The sequence below is a fragment of the Pseudomonas sp. FSL L8-0168 genome (genome assembly GCF_037976155.1).
GTDB classification, from domain to species: domain Bacteria; phylum Pseudomonadota; class Gammaproteobacteria; order Pseudomonadales; family Pseudomonadaceae; genus Aquipseudomonas; species Aquipseudomonas paracarnis.
This window is the reverse complement of sequence record NZ_CP150262.1, coordinates 4,889,549-4,905,776: the sequence shown is the minus strand read 5'-3', so window position 1 is coordinate 4,905,776 and position 16,228 is coordinate 4,889,549. Positions and strand designations below refer to the sequence as shown.

The 16,228-nt window shown below is 50.2% G+C and carries 14 protein-coding genes; 4 read left to right on the top strand and 10 right to left on the bottom strand.

What is annotated here, in order from left to right; all coding sequences use genetic code 11:
- Nucleotides 1-257 precede the first annotated feature (257 nt).
- The 4 genes from MHH62_RS22605 to MHH62_RS22590 all read right to left on the bottom strand — a co-directional run bounded on the left by MHH62_RS22605 (nt 258) and on the right by MHH62_RS22590 (nt 5,942).
- The gene (locus MHH62_RS22605) at nt 258-656 is read right to left on the bottom strand and encodes a hypothetical protein (protein WP_095023237.1); all 399 of its coding nucleotides are present in this window, start codon (nt 654-656) and stop codon (nt 258-260) included.
- Nucleotides 653-2,611: a tyrosine-type recombinase/integrase gene (locus MHH62_RS22600; protein ID WP_131670606.1), complete on the bottom strand. Its 1,959-nt coding sequence runs from the start codon at nt 2,609-2,611 to the stop codon at nt 653-655. Before MHH62_RS22600 ends, MHH62_RS22605 begins: the two co-directional genes overlap by 4 nt.
- The gene (locus MHH62_RS22595) at nt 2,611-4,203 is read right to left on the bottom strand and encodes a hypothetical protein (protein WP_227496829.1); all 1,593 of its coding nucleotides are present in this window, start codon (nt 4,201-4,203) and stop codon (nt 2,611-2,613) included. Before MHH62_RS22595 ends, MHH62_RS22600 begins: the two co-directional genes overlap by 1 nt.
- Before the next feature lie 326 nt (nt 4,204-4,529).
- Nucleotides 4,530-5,942: a site-specific integrase gene (locus MHH62_RS22590; protein WP_103452362.1), complete on the bottom strand. Its 1,413-nt coding sequence runs from the start codon at nt 5,940-5,942 to the stop codon at nt 4,530-4,532.
- Nucleotides 5,943-6,614: 672 nt separating this feature from the next.
- Between MHH62_RS22590 and MHH62_RS22585 the strand changes: the two genes are divergently transcribed.
- Entirely contained in the window at nt 6,615-7,166 is a 552-nt protein-coding gene (locus MHH62_RS22585; RefSeq protein WP_007246725.1) for a hypothetical protein, read from the top strand.
- Between the two features lie 336 nt (nt 7,167-7,502).
- Here MHH62_RS22585 and MHH62_RS22580 read toward each other — a convergent pair whose 3' ends face one another.
- The 4 genes from MHH62_RS22580 to MHH62_RS22565 all read right to left on the bottom strand — a co-directional run bounded on the left by MHH62_RS22580 (nt 7,503) and on the right by MHH62_RS22565 (nt 11,138).
- A complete protein-coding gene (locus MHH62_RS22580; protein WP_010203400.1) occupies nt 7,503-9,716 on the bottom strand; it encodes a hypothetical protein in 2,214 nt (737 codons plus the stop codon).
- Between the two features lie 94 nt (nt 9,717-9,810).
- Nucleotides 9,811-9,978 carry a hypothetical protein gene (locus MHH62_RS22575; RefSeq protein ID WP_010203399.1) on the bottom strand — a complete coding sequence of 56 codons (168 nt, stop codon included), beginning with the start codon at nt 9,976-9,978 and terminating at the stop codon, nt 9,811-9,813.
- 518 nt (nt 9,979-10,496) lie between these two features.
- Nucleotides 10,497-10,712, bottom strand: a complete 216-nt coding sequence (locus MHH62_RS22570; protein WP_007246723.1) for a hypothetical protein — start codon at nt 10,710-10,712, stop codon at nt 10,497-10,499.
- A gap of 18 nt (nt 10,713-10,730) precedes the next feature.
- Entirely contained in the window at nt 10,731-11,138 is a 408-nt protein-coding gene (locus MHH62_RS22565) for a hypothetical protein (protein WP_038448081.1), read from the bottom strand.
- A gap of 547 nt (nt 11,139-11,685) precedes the next feature.
- Here MHH62_RS22565 and MHH62_RS22560 point away from each other — a divergent pair.
- The 3 genes from MHH62_RS22560 to MHH62_RS22550 all read left to right on the top strand — a co-directional run bounded on the left by MHH62_RS22560 (nt 11,686) and on the right by MHH62_RS22550 (nt 13,240).
- Entirely contained in the window at nt 11,686-12,366 is a 681-nt protein-coding gene (locus MHH62_RS22560; protein ID WP_033898335.1) for a competence protein CoiA family protein, read from the top strand.
- A 191-nt stretch (nt 12,367-12,557) separates the two neighbouring features.
- Nucleotides 12,558-12,767 (top strand): hypothetical protein, encoded by a 210-nt coding sequence (locus tag MHH62_RS22555; protein ID WP_127649286.1) that lies wholly within the window; start codon nt 12,558-12,560, stop codon nt 12,765-12,767.
- A complete protein-coding gene (locus MHH62_RS22550; RefSeq protein WP_131670605.1) occupies nt 12,764-13,240 on the top strand; it encodes a hypothetical protein in 477 nt (158 codons plus the stop codon). The genes MHH62_RS22555 and MHH62_RS22550 overlap by 4 nt, the downstream gene beginning before the upstream one ends.
- A 31-nt stretch (nt 13,241-13,271) precedes the next feature.
- Here the strand turns inward: MHH62_RS22550 and MHH62_RS22545 are convergent, their stop codons facing one another.
- Both MHH62_RS22545 and MHH62_RS22540 read right to left on the bottom strand, forming a co-directional pair.
- Nucleotides 13,272-13,919, bottom strand: coding sequence for a transglutaminase domain-containing protein (locus MHH62_RS22545; protein ID WP_131670604.1), 648 nt, complete (start codon nt 13,917-13,919; stop codon nt 13,272-13,274).
- Nucleotides 13,920-14,045: 126 nt separating this feature from the next.
- Nucleotides 14,046-16,034, bottom strand: a complete 1,989-nt coding sequence (locus tag MHH62_RS22540; RefSeq protein WP_131670603.1) for an ATP-binding protein — start codon at nt 16,032-16,034, stop codon at nt 14,046-14,048.
- Between the last annotated feature and the right edge of the window lie 194 nt (nt 16,035-16,228).

Below are 16,228 nucleotides of genomic sequence, written 5' to 3'. Positions count from 1 at the left end.
TGGGCGATTGCTCTAGCAGCTCGGCGCTCCAGGACTCGGGGCACTATTCCAGAGTAGGAATGAGCCTGTGAGTCAAAATAGAACTTGCATGATGTAGGCGACCGGACGTAATGAATTGCCCGATGCGAAGTTGATATTAAACCTTCTTAGAACTGGACGATTGCGAGACAAGGTGCATTGCCAGCTTCCTGACGGGAGAACGAATGTTGGCAATGAGGCATCCCAACATTCGTACTCTGGAAACTTTGCCAAGAGACTCAGCCAATGGAACTGACCAGCCTTGGCTTACGCAGCCTTACAATCTCCCTTTCAAGCTCGTCGATGTATCGGACAAGCATCAACTCGCGACTACGAACTCCGTCGCACTCATTTTTGAGGTCGGCAATTTCCCGGTTCTTAGCTTTGAGTTTGTCTTTTTCCTGCTGAGCGGAAGCTTTCTTTGGTGGGGGCTTCTGCGCAGCCGCTGCGTCCCTGACGGCTTGCCTCAGCGCCGCGAACTGAGGGCGATCAGCTCTGATCGACCCCCTAGTTCTCCCAGCCTCAAGCGCGACCAAGTCATAGGTGATAGGCATGTTTCTGCTGACGATCAGCGGTTTGCCAGCAAGGATTCTATTTAAGGCATCCCAAAAGATGATTAGATCGCAGAGTTCGGTCATGCTTGGATCCCCAGGCGAGTAGCGAAGGATGACAACTCATACTGCGTCTGAAGCTCTGCAGTGTGCTCCATGCTTCCTTGGTTGCAGGCCTCTACGGTCACATTCTGAAGGGCAATAAGCTTGAGGAGTTTTGGCTTGATAACGACTGCAGAAGCGCAGCCATCACAGCCTAGGAGATCAACGGTAATACGTTTAGTACAAATGCTATTCGACGTACACCCGCCCAGTGGTGTGGCGCGATACGATAGCTGACCTTTGTTCACTCGCTTGAGGGTTTCATCGAAACGCTCTGCATAGTTCAACTTGAGCAACGCTTTCTTGCCATGGATTTGAGCCCAGACGCCATGAGCGCCATAGAGAGCCTCTTCTGACATAATCACCTCATTAGTATATTGCCAGGATGCAACGTGACGTTCAGACTCTTGGAAAAGAGCTACCATGCTATCTTTCTTGCCGCTAAAAGCTTTAAGGATGTCGGGCGCGTAGATAGATCCACGACTATAGTATTTGGTCATGACTATACTTATGTGCTTGAGCATGGACTTCAGGGCTGGAAGGGTAACGATTCCGCTTCTGATTGCGTAAATTGCAGTAGAGCGCCGAAGCTGGTGAATGCTTAGAGGCCATGCGTTTCCGATATTGACTTCACTGGTTGCATTCCAGATGCGCAATGGATCAACGTTCTTAAGCTCCACCATATCGGCGGAGTTGATTGTCGGAGTGGTAAGCCTCCGTTGGAAACGAGATGGTTCATAGTTCCCGGCGACCGGTTCATCTGAGTTAATGGTCGCCGCATCCAGTACAGTGTTGCTGAAAGGGAAATACGCGGTAGAGATAAAAACATACTGATCGTCTGGGAACATTCCGTTACAAGCTAAAATCGTTTTACAGACGTGAGACGCTGCCGCAAATGGCAACTCAACGTCAGATGATGAATACCAGTCCACATGTTTTCTTCTTTTATGCAGTTTGGTCGTGAAACCATGCAGACTTCTAGAAATCACCACCCCATTTTTTATGTCTTGCCGAAGTGCGCTAAGCCGCAAGGAATAAAGTTCAGACCGCCTCATGCCTGTGAAGGAGTAAATCAACATTGCTGAACAATAGTTTATGACGCCAAAATGTCCCAACAGCTCCTTTTTGTCCGTGATATTGTTGGCATCTGCGTAGTTAGCGAGATCGCAGTGAGCTAGAGCTTTTACGAAACTTTCTTTATGGTCTTCTGATGGAGCTGTGCCGTGGTCGTTATTCCATGAGATCAGCACTGCCAGCTGTTGTAATTGTCCGCGATGCTCCATGTAATTGGCGATCTTCTTTTTGTACTCGACAAGCAACTCAACGTAGATGGCAGTAGGTATTACCAGTGTTTGGTCGTTTTTAGTGTTTTTAGAGAGGGGCGGTGCCTGGAATTTAGCCACTGCAGGCTTAAATCCCAGGTATCTAAACGGCAGCATTGAAATCTTTGGCAGCAAGTCTTCAAGTGCTGCCGCATTGCTCTTAGCTTGTTCAAGGCACAGCTTATGGATGCCTTTTACGTGCTCGATTGAAGACAAGGCTTGGAATACCGATATGTTGTTTTGGTAGCAATACTTTCGTGCTTTTTGCAGAACCAGGTTGTACCTGTTCATGGAGTCGACACCTAGCGGTGTTCCAGGTGATTTATAAGCGTGCCTGTCCAAGGCAAGCAGAATGCTCTTGGACTGTTTCAGATTGGTTCCCCAATTTGTCTCGGTGTGCTCTCCCTCGTAACCCAAATAAACAACCTTTCTTTGCGATATCCCTCGCTCGCGCCCCTGAATCGGCCAAGTGTTCTCCCAAAATTCGACTGGGGTACCGTCAGCCTGGGTCGCGACCACGAAATAATCCGATGGATATACATAATCTTCAGCAGATGCCGACCAAGGTGTTTGCTCGGAATCCAAATATTCAGTTAGAAAAAATTTTGCAAACTGCATTACAGAACCCCAATTTCAGAAAATATTCGTAGCTTGTTTTGCCAGTAGGGAGTCAGGTTTTCAAATTCGAAAACATCAATTCGAATCTGAGTAATCTCTGCCGCGAGGGAGGGGTTGCCCTCCATTTTCTTGATAATCCAGTAGATCTTATTCAAGGTGAGATCAAAAACCTGGCCATGTTCTGTTGGGCTGATCTGTATCAGCCGAAGCTGTTCTATGATGTAGGCCATGCTTAATAGTTTGTGGGCATCTTGGGCATTAAAATGAATTAAGTTGCTATCACAAAATAAGCAGCCAAGGAAGTTGCGGCAGTTTGGCTGAATTGAAACTTCATCCAGCTGCTTTGCTGGTATGAGTTGACCATCACATGACCCAGCTTGAGTCGTTCGAGCTGCCTGCTGCTGCTCTACGCTGGCCAGAATCAAGCCCAAATTGGTGAAGAAGGCTCCAGCTTGAGCAATGTTGTCTGCAACGTTACCTGCCTGGTAACTGGCAAGGGCGGTGCCCAGAGTGTGGTTTGCATCCGCAGCGGCGGCTTCGATGCCATGATGCGTGGTTTTATAATGATGGTGGTAGGCGCGGAGCTCCCGAAACCCAAAGATCGTAAGATTTGGATCCACCAGACGCCTAAGCTGTTTTCCTACAGTTGATGAGTAGCCATTGTCTAGAGGGAGTGGGCCGTTCTTGCGACCAAACGTACCAAAAAGATACTTGAAATCGTGACCATCAACGAGAGTTTCCCTGATTCGCAGATATGCGCGAAAGTGCACAAGAAATCTCGCCTCGAACGACAAGTCTAACTCGGTATGGCTACGCCATTTGATCGTTCGAAAACTTTGTATAACCGTATCAACAGACGATGTTGCATCCCAAGGTATTGCGCCCACTGGAGACTCGTTTCCCTCAGTGTACAAAATGAACATGAACAAGAAACAGTCGTGAGCGACTTTGCATAACTGCAATTGCTCCGTTTTGGTCAGTATTCTATCGAGGGAAATGAGTTTTTCATTATTTGCTGCATCTTGGATCCAACCTCTGTCTTTTAGAAGGTCAAATACGATTTGGAATCCATCTGAAGCGTCGTTCCCTGTTGCTTGCACGTGATTCAGCACATCACGCCTAATTGAGCTCAAAATCCTACCCGGTGTTTTATTGGTCTGGTAATGTAAGATCGCCGACTCAGACATCACAGGGTAATAGCAGGAAGTAAACCAATAAGTATGCCCAAAACCTTTCAGGGCGACAGGTACACTTTGTGTTCCCTCCATGAATGCGCTAATAGAGTCAAACAGGCCGCGCGCACCTGCTAAGGTCGGAAGAAATGCGTCTTCGGACGGAACTTCAGTATTGATTTTCTCATTATTACTGTATCCAGGATGTTGTATACCAATACCTACGTTATGAGTATGTTCTGGATAGAACTTCTCAGCTGATTGCATTGCGACCGTGAGTTTGCGTTGTGGGGTGTTTCGACGCTCAGGATCTGCTGTCGAACAAAGGTGGCGAGAGTATTCCACAAGTGCAAGGTGATAGTCTTCAATACTATCAAGCGCTGCTGGATGGCCATTTGTATCGCACCAGTCCAAAAACATAGCCGTTCGACTCCAATCCTCATGCACAGATGCAGGTCGTAGTATGCGAAAGTATTGCTCTACTATGCTTATAGCCCAGTTTAGAACAGCCTGTATTCTGCTGTAGGAGACTGTTTGGAGATCCACGAACGCTGGGTTGTAGGGCCTTGCCTTGACTCTTACGTGATATAGATACGCGCCGACATTTAGCCGGTGCACAGTCGCGCCACATCGAAGTGACAACTGCAATGAGGCGACAGGAATTTCATCCAATAGTCGCATGCATTCGTCGTAACTACTTTCGTCCAGATTTATTTGGCGCGAAACGAAAGCCACTTGTTCTGCCATTAATTCGCTTCCCAGGTGGTTCGGAGCTTTGCCTCCAAATAGGATTCGAACTTTCTTTGAGCTACTGCTTTTATTTGTTTCTTGCGTACGCTATTAATATAGTTTTCAGTCTCCTCTATGCTTGAATGGGCAAGCCTTTCGGAAACAATATTCAGGAGTTCAAGCCACGTGATACTACCAGAGTTGAGGCGATCAAGATTGTCAATCACTACGTTTTCACTGAACGATGCGCGCAAGTTGTGGAAGCGAACTTTAAATGTATTACCCGATTGCGCTAGCGCAGGGTTTAATTGCTGAAAGATAAAAGCTTGTACGGACTTCCCTACGCGTTGACTTCGATATTCACTTGCGAAAGTATCGTCTCCCTTGGCGTAATACGGTGCTCCGGTTTTTGTCAAAAAAATATAGGTGCTCTTCGCATTAGAGTAAAAGGATTTATCCTTGCGTGCTGCGTACCTCTCAGAAACGAGATATGTTTTGAGAGCTAACACAAGCCATCCAGGGATCAGTATCGGAAATCTTTTCTGAAATTTACTATCTGCGAATCCCTGTTCGCCGACCACTACTGGATGGTAGTCACTTCCGTCGTAGTCATCCAAAGCACTAGCTTGTAGCGTGAATACTGTTTGAAGCCTAGCTCCCGTAAGGATTGCGAGAAGAAAACCTAGGGTCATCTCCGTATTGTCGATTTGGAGCAGTGTCTCAATGAGTGCTTTTTGCTCTGTTTCGTCATACGCCCTGAGAGCTTTAGCGCCTAGGTTTTTTATAACTTTTAGCGTCAGATCGGTGCGTGTGATTTTCTTGTCATAAGACATACCTGCTTTGTTCTTGATGCGTATGTATCCTGTTGATTCCCTCCACATAGCCTGCTCGGGAACGAATCCTCTGTGCAGTAACCAGCGATAGAATGCAATGATTTTTCGAATCATTGCATTGGCTTTTTGTCCTTCTTTAGGGAACTCTTTGACGACATCACGATAATAGTCCGAGTAAGCGTATGTGGGTCTTCTGGCCTTTCTTAGGGGGAAGTTTAAAAAGTTAAGGCCGAGATCCAACATGATGCGAAAGAAGTCTTTTAAAGCTATTGCATGCTTTTCTACAGTCGCCTGGCTGGCTGTAGCGCCGGTAGCCACAAGATCGAGCAGGTAAAGATTGCCAAGTGCCCATGGAGAACCGTCCGGTTGCAGCAAACATGGAAAGTGGCTGAAAATTTGTTTCTCAACACTCTCCATAGGCATTAGGGGGAACAAGTTATCTGGAGATTTGCTGGCTGAGTAGTAAGTTATATTTTTTTTAGGCTCACGCTCTTCCAGTTCTACTGCTTGAAGTAGTTTTAGTTTTGCAATTTTTTTAATCGAAAGTTCCCCTGTCGGAGGACGGTTTTCGATTCTGATCAGGCCTGCATTGCTCATGATTTTCTTATGTCCATACACAAGGGGCGCAGTCGAGTGAGTGCTCGCTGCGAGTAGCTTAGGTTTCAAGTGATTTGAAAAGGCTAGCGTCGTGTAATTGGCTTTGCAATAGGTTTTTTTAAGAGAATATATACTTGTATGACAATATCCGTTAAATATTTATATGATCTGATTACCGTCTCCTAGCAGAGGTTGGCAGGACTTTGCAGGAGAGATTATCTGCTTGTATTCAGGCGGGCCCAATGTTCTTGAGGGGGGGTGATGAAATCTATAGTTGTTAACTTAAAAAGTCAGGGCTAGTAGATATATTGTCAATTTGTGGATAAATGTTTATATCCCATATCTATGAGAATTTTTTCCGTTTTGATTGTCTTTCTGGGAGGGGTGCACGGTTTCAGCCTAAGACGGCTTGGTGGCAGAGGCCGCTGTGCATCGTAGACGCGAGCTTATTTTTCCTATGATGAAGCAGATAGGATTGCTAATTCAGGTTCACTGCAGCTTTCCGGCGGCGTGCATCATTGATGGCGGGTTCTGCCTGTGTTTCACATCGCACTGAGGCCTACGGGCACCGCACACGGATGCTCTTTATGAAGCCCGTTAATCCTTCATTCGTATCAGGTGTTAGTCTACTTGCTAACAACAGCTCATCCCATTGTTACCTCCGGATTATCGATGATCACTTTCCAGCGACTCGCCGCCTGGCTATTCCTTGACCGCCGCCCCGAGCGTGAGAAAGTGCGTGAACGCGAGTTCATCCAGGCGGCCAACTCCTTGAAGACCCTCAAGGTGACACCAGAGGGCGGAATGTCCATCGATCCCGAAGAACTCCGAGATCAGATAATCGCGGCACGCGAGCAGTTGCAGCACCTTGTCCACCAGCCAGGAAAGCCAAGCAGGCCATTCCAACCTGTGGCAGAGAACGAGGTGGGGCAGAAGGCTTACCCCGCTGCTGAGGCCCCTGTAGAGCTGCAGGACTGTATTGAGGTGGTGGCTTGGCGTCGGCTCCATAGTGGCGCTGCTGTGCGCTACGTGTGCCTCCAGTCTACAAGTACGGGGCGATTCGCTGTCGCTACAGCCAGTCTGTTCACAGAGGCCATGGAGAGTCTCCCGACTTGGGTCGACGGCAATACCAACAGGCAAATCGCGAATGCCCTACAGCTCGATGATCTCCAGTGGTACGCGGCTGTGAGCGAGGCTATGGATGCATGGAATGCGGAGCTCTGATGACCCTGAGTTTTCGGTCACGGCGTGCCCCTGCGGGTAGCGGCTGTCGTGAACCGAGCCTTGGCAAAGCCTGCGTCTCGGCCCTTCGGGCTTTCATCCCGCACGCCTGCGCGCTCCGCTTGCGGTATGCAGAGATCAGTTCCTCCCTGGACAGTGCCTGTAGCTCGCACATTCTGATCCATTGAAAAGTCAAACGTGAGTCTGGCACTGGCTTTCTGAAGGGATAAACGCCCAGATTGGATGCAGGCTGAGAAAAGGGCATTCACCAGTGCGGTGAACAGCTTGATAGGAGTGAACCCGACCGAGGGCGATGCCCTGAAGCCGGGTTTATTCGGATTAAGCGAGCACAGCAGCGGGTTCCGCCGTATCGTCACCGCCTCCCTGTGCCGCTAGATCAGGCGAAACCAGACCTTGGGAGGAAGGGGCATAAGGGTAAAAAGCTTCAAACTTGTCATACGGGAAGAGTGACTGAATTTTGTACACGGCGTTTGTAAGAAACTGAGTCTTCTCTATATCGGCGTAATCACCGCTGTACCTTCCAGAGAAGAAGTTGACCTCCCAATAGCCAGCCTTTGGCCGTATTTCTCCCGCAATCCGAGCGGCCTGCATCCCAGTCATACTTGGGTGACCGAGCTCATCAGGTTTTGGAATGTCCTCAGCGACGAATAACACGCCGTCCTTACCTATGGCCCAGATAAGCTTACTCTCAGAGGATGGGTCGTTAGCCACTGAATCGGCCACTTTCTTGTAGGCCTCGTGAACATCAACCAAACGGATTTGTTGCGGATCCCAGAATTTTTTCGCGGTCTTGTTGGTGCCTTTTCCGTTCCGCGAGACCTCGTTCTCTTTAATGTGGTTGGGCGCACGCAATGTCCCATACATGCTATTGAGATGACTTTCGTAGTCATCTCGGCGCTGCTTCACAGCCCTGGTGAACGCCGGGAAGAAGTGCTGATCATCTAGACCGGCGATCTGGCTCTCCTGCCCCTTGAAGCCGGCCAGCATCGCATCTGCATAAATTGGGTCATGAATGTAAATGCCAGATACAGCGTTGCCCAAGGGAATGTCAGTCGCATCCAAGAACACCTGGAAAGCACACTCGGAATCCCAGTAGACATCAATTTGCCACTGTAAGCGTGCGAGGCTGCCAGTCAAGAAACTGAGTTTTTCCTTACGCCAGCGAATCATTCTCTCTTCATCGAGGGTGTAAGTACCCAACACGTCATTGACCTTGCGGTGGGTGTAATGTTTACGGACATCGTCTCGCGCTTGAGCAATCGATGCCAGTTTGATCTCGTACCTGACCGAAGGAACCGGGATCTCAAGCAGAGGACACATTTCATCTTCCAGGTATCCCAATACCTGATCACGAATACGCTCTGCTGTGCCATGAGCGAACTTGAAGTCGATGCGCGTCTTTCTATCTGCCGGGATGATCGAGATATCTGGAACAATAATCTCATGGGGAGCCACCCAGTTAGTGGCATCCGGTTCTCGAATGGACATCGCCAGCCCCCAACGACCTTTTACGGCCTCAGGAGTGGATTCCCCGAAAAATTCGTCAAGCATGACCATTTCTGCTCGTGCGTACGGCCCGAGTCGGTCGTCATGAACGTATACCCATTTCGAATCACCCCGGAAGTCATAACCAAGGGCGGTAATTGCGTGCCCAGCTTTGACGTACTCACCAGCTTCGTTGGGTTCCACGCCGTATACTTTTCCCGTCAAAATGACGGGCAGGTTGCTATTAATGTGAGCAACGAGGGACTCTCGGAAAGATTCAGGAGTTGATTCCTCAAGGCTATTGTTGTGATATCGCAGCCCCTCAATATCAAGCGTTCGCTGGATCTGCTTATTGGTAAGCTCTTTATTTGGGAATCCATTACTGGAACCGTCCACAAAATTCAGGGCGGCGGTGGTGATCTCACTGCAGGATTTAATGTCCTTAACACTACGACCAGGCGAACTGTGCAACGCTGTCCAAATGGCGGTGGTAGCACACGCGGCAACCACCTTGTCCTGTTCTTGGAATGCAATTGAGTCGATTGTCAGCTTGATGCCAAAGAGATTCACATCATAAGGCTTGTCAATTTTCTTCTTGCCCACACCTCGGTCACCACTGACACGAAGGCAGGTTTTCCCCACGAATGTCCTGGTGAGAGGTTTGATAACCATGAAACCGAGGTAGTGCGACTGGAGTTGCTCTAGAGTTTTTACAGCATTGTCATCCTCAGCATCATCTAACATTTCTCCCACGTCACCCGCCAGTAGAGCGTCGAGCCGCTTGTGAGTCAGATCGCAACTGAAGAAGTGAAGCCGAGCGCACTTGTAGCCATCGTTGCCGAAACGCCCCAGGTAAAAACGCGAGTAGTCCTCGAGGAAGTCTCGGTCGATGTATTCGTGCTCAAGCAGGATGCTTCCTACCGTCTTCTTACCCTTCGGAATCTCGGGCATGAAGGACTTCAAGTAGTTATAGATGTACTTGATCTGAGGTTTTTTGAAGATGTCAGCGTGATCATAGCCGTATGGCTCATGAATCAACGCTGCCATCGTCGCCTCTTCGAAGCTGGTGATGAGGTATGGAGTCATTGTGATCGCGCAAAAAAAAGCAGCCCATTAGGCTGCTTTCGGATGAAGGGATTTATTAGAGGCTGCAGGTCTTGGCAAGCAGCGTCGCAGTGACTTCTTGTTTAGCGAATTCACGTGCCAGACGGTGGTTAGTCGCGGCCATGCGATCACGAGCCGCCTTTAGGCTGGCTTCATGAGAACCGTTACGGTTACGGGCCTCTTCGATCATACGCTCAAGAGTCATAGCTCCATCCTCTAAGAATTTTGTTCCACGGTGCATCAACGAATTCCAATGCGCGACCACTGCTTTCAATGGAAAAAAACGTAATACTGCCTCGCTAGCAAAAGCGGTGCGGATTATCGAGCTCGTTCACCAAGCTTCACAAGCAGTACCTGCCGTCAGCCGACAAGCGGCTTTACGACTATAGTTCAGACTTGGCGAAAGCCCCCAAGGTTCAATAAACAAGCAGCCTCAGAACTCGGCAAACGGCAGCCCCGTCACAGCTCCGCTTCTCAGGAACGCCATTAAGGCTCTTCTCCTGCTAGTCGTTACCATAGCGACTAAAACCTCCATCAGGGAGGTGGCCAAGCTGGGCGAAAAATCGTTGATAACCGAGTATGGCATATGGCAATCACCCACTTAAAGTGTATTTTGCCGTTATTTTCGCCCCTTTATAGGGCGCCGGAGCGACGTTTTTTGAGTCTTCCATGCTCCCAGTCAGCGTTTGCTCGTCTGAATGGAAAGGATAGCCGACTAAAGGCTCAGTTATGCGTCGGCCCCCATGGGCCCCACGATGGAGGATTCTTAACGATGTCGATTGAGGTGCTGAGCTCGTCCTGCATGTGTTCAAAAACTCTGTCGAGACTTGGATGAGCTTTCGACTCTCGCAGGGCATTCACTAACGCCAATAGCTCACGCCCTTGAGCCACCGGCATTTGGATGTCGCAATACACGGTGTCATCGCTGTCTCGTTCCACGTCTATTCTCCGTCTGCATCAATCCAGCTTGGGCTTACTTCTGGCAGTTCTGTGTGCCTCGAGGTGCTGCATCTCTGATTCCCAACAAGCCAGGAATTTATACCAGTCCGCAGCGTAAGGCCCATCTAACAATCTGGTCGACCCGATACTCGCCTGATTGAAGCGCTCCCTCCAGGGCTGGGGGATAGTCTGCTCCAAAATGATGTCGATTCCGGAGTTGTGATGCTGCAGCGTGACACAATCCCGAAGCTGGTTGAGATCAAGTGCCTTGTCAGCATTGGGGGAGTATTTCCGTTCTTGAAGGTCAAGGTCATCAAGGATGGATAAGGCATCGAACGCCTTCGAATCGCCTGGAGATATGTGCGCAAGTATCCACAAAGCCTTTCGTCTCTTGGCCTCCAGTTCGCGCAGTTCATCGTCGGGCATTTGAGTTACCTCTTGTTGGCGTTGATGGCGTGCCGCCTGCGGCGTCAGGCTGCCGTAAATCGAGCCCCGCCAAGGCGTGTCTCGACCCTGCGGGCTCGCATCCCTCACGCCTGCGCGCTCCGCTTGCTTGGTGTTTGCGCCTCTGTGAAACATAGATCGTAACGCACCCTCCCTCGTGACTCGCAGCGGAGCATCGCTATTCAGAGCGTTCTGTTATCGTTCTAAAAGTAATTTAGTCGCTCTTAGCCATCAGCCTTCTGGGGAGCCGAGAATGGACACGACTCGACGCGTACCAGGCAGAGCCTACCAAACGGTTCGCGATCCCGAGCGTCTGCTCATTGAAGAGCGCGCCGAAGCTCTATCTGCTGCAGGCTACCCGCTGCCAGATGATGATCCGGCTATGTACGCTGAGCAATTGTTGAAAGAGGCCAGAGCGACACGACGACTACCGTGTTCAGATATTTGTCTTTCGTCCTGTGGGTCACAAGGTACTGACAACTAGGAAGTTAAGAGCTACCGCCCCTCATTTTTATCATCAAGGAAGAAAATGAAATACTCATTGCTTGAAGGCGCTCGTGTAGAGGCCACTCCAAAAGCACGTGGTGTTTGCAGTTTTTGTGGTTCCCAGACTGTCGCTAAATGCGGGAACCATGTCGTCTGGCATTGGGCTCATAAACGTTTGGACAATTGCGATCCGTGGTGGGAAACGGAAACGGCATGGCATCGCGATTGGAAGAATATGTTCCCAACCGAGTGGCAGGAAGTTGTGTTGCAAGCGTCCTCAGGGGAGAGACATATAGCAGATGTCCGAACGCCTTCAGGGATGGTTATTGAGTTTCAGAGATCGACGATACATCCTGAAGAGGTAATCGCGAGGCAAAACTACTATCAAAATATGATCTGGGTGATCGATGGCACGCGGACTGAGTTCGACAGGTACAACTTCAGAATGGGTTTGTCGAAAGTGTCGGAGAATGGACTGGCTTCATTTAGCTGGCATTCCCGCAGCAAGCTTTTTGCTCGCTGGTGGGTTTCCAAACCCGTGTTCATCGACTTCGGCCCCGATTTCGGTATATGGCGCGTCTTAAGATTCGATCCGACTCAAAAACGTGGAGTGGTGGCTTACACTCACAAGGAAAAGCTGGTCGAATGGATCACCAACGGCACCACCGATTTTAGCTTCAATGGAGGCCCGGCCTCTGATAAATCCGGTACGGCGGGTCAATAAAAACCGACCAAGTGTCTAGCGGGCATCTCTGTCCTTCGGGCTTCTTGCTGTTCTAGCTTGCAAATCAAACACCTTGAGACTACTTAGGGACGGGACGCTCATAAGGTGCTCTCAGGGTATGCCTATACCCGCAAGACACTTGCTGACTCATCATCGAGCTATGCTGGGTCGACATCAAGGAGTCCATGTAGATGCCCAGTGAATACTCGCTATCAGATGTGCTGGAAAGGATGTACCAAAATCAGCTCGCCCTTGAAGCTGCTCTCATGGAGCTGACCCTCCAGGTCGAAGCCCAGGGGCATGCGGAGGTCGGGGACAACGTTCGTGGCGCGCTCTACACAATTGGTGAGAACGCTGGTCATATCAAACAGGGTCTAGCCCGGCTCAAAAAGCTCCCATGAGGCAGCCACTGTTCGATTTTGATCTCAAACGCGTTTCCCGCACGCACTACATCACTGGCAAGGCCGCGATCAACTTTCCGCACGCTGGAAGCACTACAGGTGGGTGGCATTTTCTGTCCTACTTTGACCGAGAAGCAGGGGCGGCGAAGGTGTCCCTGGCAGGTATTCACTATCCAGACACCACCGGTTTTTTTGATCACGCGGGCGTCATTGACGTCACTGAACAACTAGCCAAGCTTGGTTGGTTTGCAGAGGGGCGACGACTCTTCATGGCGGATCACTACCGAGCAGCAGCGGACATGGTTGTGAAATGGGCCCTGAGTGAGTCCAGGCACTGCAATGTCGAGGTCGCTGAATGGTTTTCATCACCAGAGTGCAGGCAAGAGCTACTCATGCTTTTAGATTTAGGAAAACCGAAGCTTCTCGAAATGGGCAGACTGCAAAAAATGGAAGCCTGGCTAATCTCGCACTGATGTCAGCGCCGCCCTTATTTTCTAGCCGTATTCAGCTCCCGACACAGCCGGGAATGCCGCCTCGAATTTCGTCACTTAGTCTCAAGTGCTGCCTGGACAAACCGTCCAGAATCCCCAGAATCTGATCGTCATTGAGCGCAAATTTGGGCACAAACTCCATGCCGACCGGCAAGCTATCGTGAGGACACATCAGTGCTCCCTTACCCTCACCGAACTGCTGGCTGATGAAGGTTTTGAGGTTGCTTGGCGTTTTAGTGGCGTAGGCGCTTCGGAAGATCGACAGGTCGCAGAGGACACCTGCGAGCATTACCCAGGCGTGACCGTCCCACTTGGCGTCCACAAACTCTCCCTCGTAGGTTGCCCCTGGAATGTTCCCCCTGCATTCGAAAGCATACTGGCCGTTAATCAGCAGGTCTCCCAGGACGACAACTGCGGGTATCCCTTGAGATTTGAGAATTGCAGTGAAGCCAGCACTGACCATGACGCAAGAACCAAATGATGGAGGGATCGATTCGAGCGTTTGCCTAGCGGCACTAACGATCACATCAGGATCGGTAATTTGAAACTCCGCGTAATCGGTATAAGCCTGCGCGCCTCGGTCGCGGATGATAATGTCTACTAGAGTTGAAGGCACAAAGAGTCCTTGAGTATTTGACACCGGCTTGAAGGTATCTTTCATTGGGTTTTGGCAAAACTAGCCTTGCTGATTGCTTCAGCACAGGCGGAAAAATCTATGATGCTGACGACAGGCCGGAATTGCGACGGCGCTAATACCTGTAATCAACCCATAGATTGATACGATGCTTCACTGAGCGACTGCCAGCGCAGCACTCTCATCCTGATGTTGCACTGGGTTTGACGTATTTAAATCGAGCGTTGCCTGTTCTTGGATCGATAACACCTTAGCGAGCAACGTGTCGGTTGGCAGGTTGTCATATCGTTCCTCCAGCGTCTTACGCAAGCGCATCAGTCGCAGGTTAGCCGTGCCCACAAGTGCCCCATAAGTCGTTGCTCTGACTTGACCATATTTGCGCGAGTCATCACCTACAGTTTTCTCGGTACCCACTCCCGATGCAATTGACTGTCCGACCACCCAGGCCGTGACAAAGGGCGCGCCATTTACATATCCAGAATTAGCAATATCCTGCACATAACCGTCGGCCTGATTGACCTCGTCCCGCTTGATTTTGAATCCCCCTCTCTTCAGCTCGATCAGAAGGATGTTCTGCATCTGCGCGATGGTCGGGTCTTGCGGATCAAATCGCTCTATACCCACCAGCTGCACCATGCTGCGATCAGGCAAGACAACAACGTCTGGGCGTTTTTTCTCGTTCTGAAACGATGCGTCCCCGTCGCCCCATAGCTGTTTGGCTACGCTTCGCAATGTGGTGTTCGAACAGTATTCCACTGATTCGAACTCCGGGCCGAAAAGCCAGCGGGATCGCAGGATCAGTGGGTGGAGGGTGTGGAGCTCATCTGTGTTCGGATCCTCTGCCAGCCTAGCAATGGCCTCTATGACGCTCAGTCTGTCATCTATCTCATCCAACACGCGAAGTGCGTCTTTGACAGACCAATCAGCCAACAACGTATCGAGTCCCTCAACATCCTTTGTATCTAGGTTGGCGAGTTTATGAAGGAGCGCAGCCCCACTCTTGGACTTTTCCAGATTGATCACCGCTTTGACTGCTGTCGCCAAAAACTCCGGAGATACCATCGGATGCGCCTGAGCAACAGCTTTGGTAAATTCAGTGACTTCGAGCTGCGCCCCCTGGCCCAACGACTTGAGTTCAGCACGATTCTGGACAAGAGCGTCTTCTGAAGTGGACTCGACAACTTCTGCTGCTAACTCATCAGCAACCTGACTGATGTGGTCGGCTGTAGCCTGATACAACTCTTTTACTGCTGGCGTTGTACGAAATCCTGTCCAGTCCGCAAGTACGTGATCCTCGAAACCCAAAGTGTCGACGATGATCTTGTACCGTTTGGCGAATCGAGTTCGGCCATCGAAATTTGCTACCTGACCGATAGCCCATGTTGGATCACCGACAAGTCGATGATCTACCCAAAACGCAACGCCTTGATGAATCGATGAGTGATTCTGCTGAGTAGAATCAATAACGATCACCTTCGCCGTCCGCCCCTCACTGAGGGTCAGCGTGTGCGACCTGGCGTGCTGCTCAAGCTTTGCTAACGTCAGGGGGGTTCCATTAACTCGGATCTGAAATCCAGGATCGTGGATGAAGCGTGCTGCAAGAACGGTGATGATTTCTTCAAGGTCGGGCATTTTGCGATTGACTACAACCGACAACCTAGTGCCTTCACCCTCTCGCTCACTGAACTCTTCAGAGCGAACCACAAATGGACTCGGCCCTGATTCCGTACCCACGACAAATGTGCTGAGTATCCCATCTCGCCATGTTTCTACACGGTACTCATCCGCGAAACAGAGAAGTCCGTGGCGACCGACACCATTTCGGCCATAAGCTTTTCTGGCTTTACCATCCTTCCCTTTAGGAAACTCCACTTTCCAGCTTTGATGCTTCAGTCGGTTGTAGCGAAGCGTCATCCAACGCCGACTAAACTGTTTGGGCGTCATGCCATGACCATCGTCGATCACAGTCAAGGTGCCACCCAGTTCAGATGGAAGAAACAGTTCAACTAGACTTGCGCCTGCATCCCAAGCGTTCGCGACCAGCTCAGTAAGCGCCACCTGCGGTACATGGGCCACAGGCCCAAGCTCACGTAGAAGATAGTCCTCTTCAAACAAAGACAAACGACTAGATTCGTCGGACATGGACTTCCTCCTGGAAATTGCATAGCGCGGTTTGGGCTGGTAAGCGCAGTTTGTGCTGCTGATGCTACCTCAACGAATGGTGAGATGGGGAAGACTCGCACCCTCAGCGATCCAACTAACAATCCGGCGATTCAAGCTCCAATAAAGCGATATAGATGTGGACTCGAGAAGTGGAGCGCCTTGAAAACCGACTA

Bases quoted from the DNA above. Each gene is read 5' to 3' on its own strand.
- MHH62_RS22605 (WP_095023237.1), bottom strand. From the start codon at position 656: ATGACCGAACTCTGCGATCTAATCATCTTTTGGGATGCCTTAAATAGA.
- MHH62_RS22600 (WP_131670606.1), bottom strand. From the start codon at position 2,611: ATGCAGTTTGCAAAATTTTTTCTAACTGAATATTTGGATTCCGAGCAA.
- MHH62_RS22595 (WP_227496829.1), bottom strand. From the start codon at position 4,203: ATGTTTTTGGACTGGTGCGATACAAATGGCCATCCAGCAGCGCTTGAT.
- MHH62_RS22590 (WP_103452362.1), bottom strand. From the start codon at position 5,942: ATGAGCAATGCAGGCCTGATCAGAATCGAAAACCGTCCTCCGACAGGG.
- MHH62_RS22585 (WP_007246725.1), top strand. From the start codon at position 6,615: ATGATCACTTTCCAGCGACTCGCCGCCTGGCTATTCCTTGACCGCCGC.
- MHH62_RS22580 (WP_010203400.1), bottom strand. From the start codon at position 9,716: ATGGCAGCGTTGATTCATGAGCCATACGGCTATGATCACGCTGACATC.
- MHH62_RS22575 (WP_010203399.1), bottom strand. From the start codon at position 9,978: ATGACTCTTGAGCGTATGATCGAAGAGGCCCGTAACCGTAACGGTTCT.
- MHH62_RS22565 (WP_038448081.1), bottom strand. From the start codon at position 11,138: ATGCCCGACGATGAACTGCGCGAACTGGAGGCCAAGAGACGAAAGGCT.
- MHH62_RS22560 (WP_033898335.1), top strand. From the start codon at position 11,686: ATGAAATACTCATTGCTTGAAGGCGCTCGTGTAGAGGCCACTCCAAAA.
- MHH62_RS22555 (WP_127649286.1), top strand. From the start codon at position 12,558: ATGCCCAGTGAATACTCGCTATCAGATGTGCTGGAAAGGATGTACCAA.
- MHH62_RS22550 (WP_131670605.1), top strand. From the start codon at position 12,764: ATGAGGCAGCCACTGTTCGATTTTGATCTCAAACGCGTTTCCCGCACG.
- MHH62_RS22545 (WP_131670604.1), bottom strand. From the start codon at position 13,919: ATGAAAGATACCTTCAAGCCGGTGTCAAATACTCAAGGACTCTTTGTG.
- MHH62_RS22540 (WP_131670603.1), bottom strand. From the start codon at position 16,034: ATGTCCGACGAATCTAGTCGTTTGTCTTTGTTTGAAGAGGACTATCTT.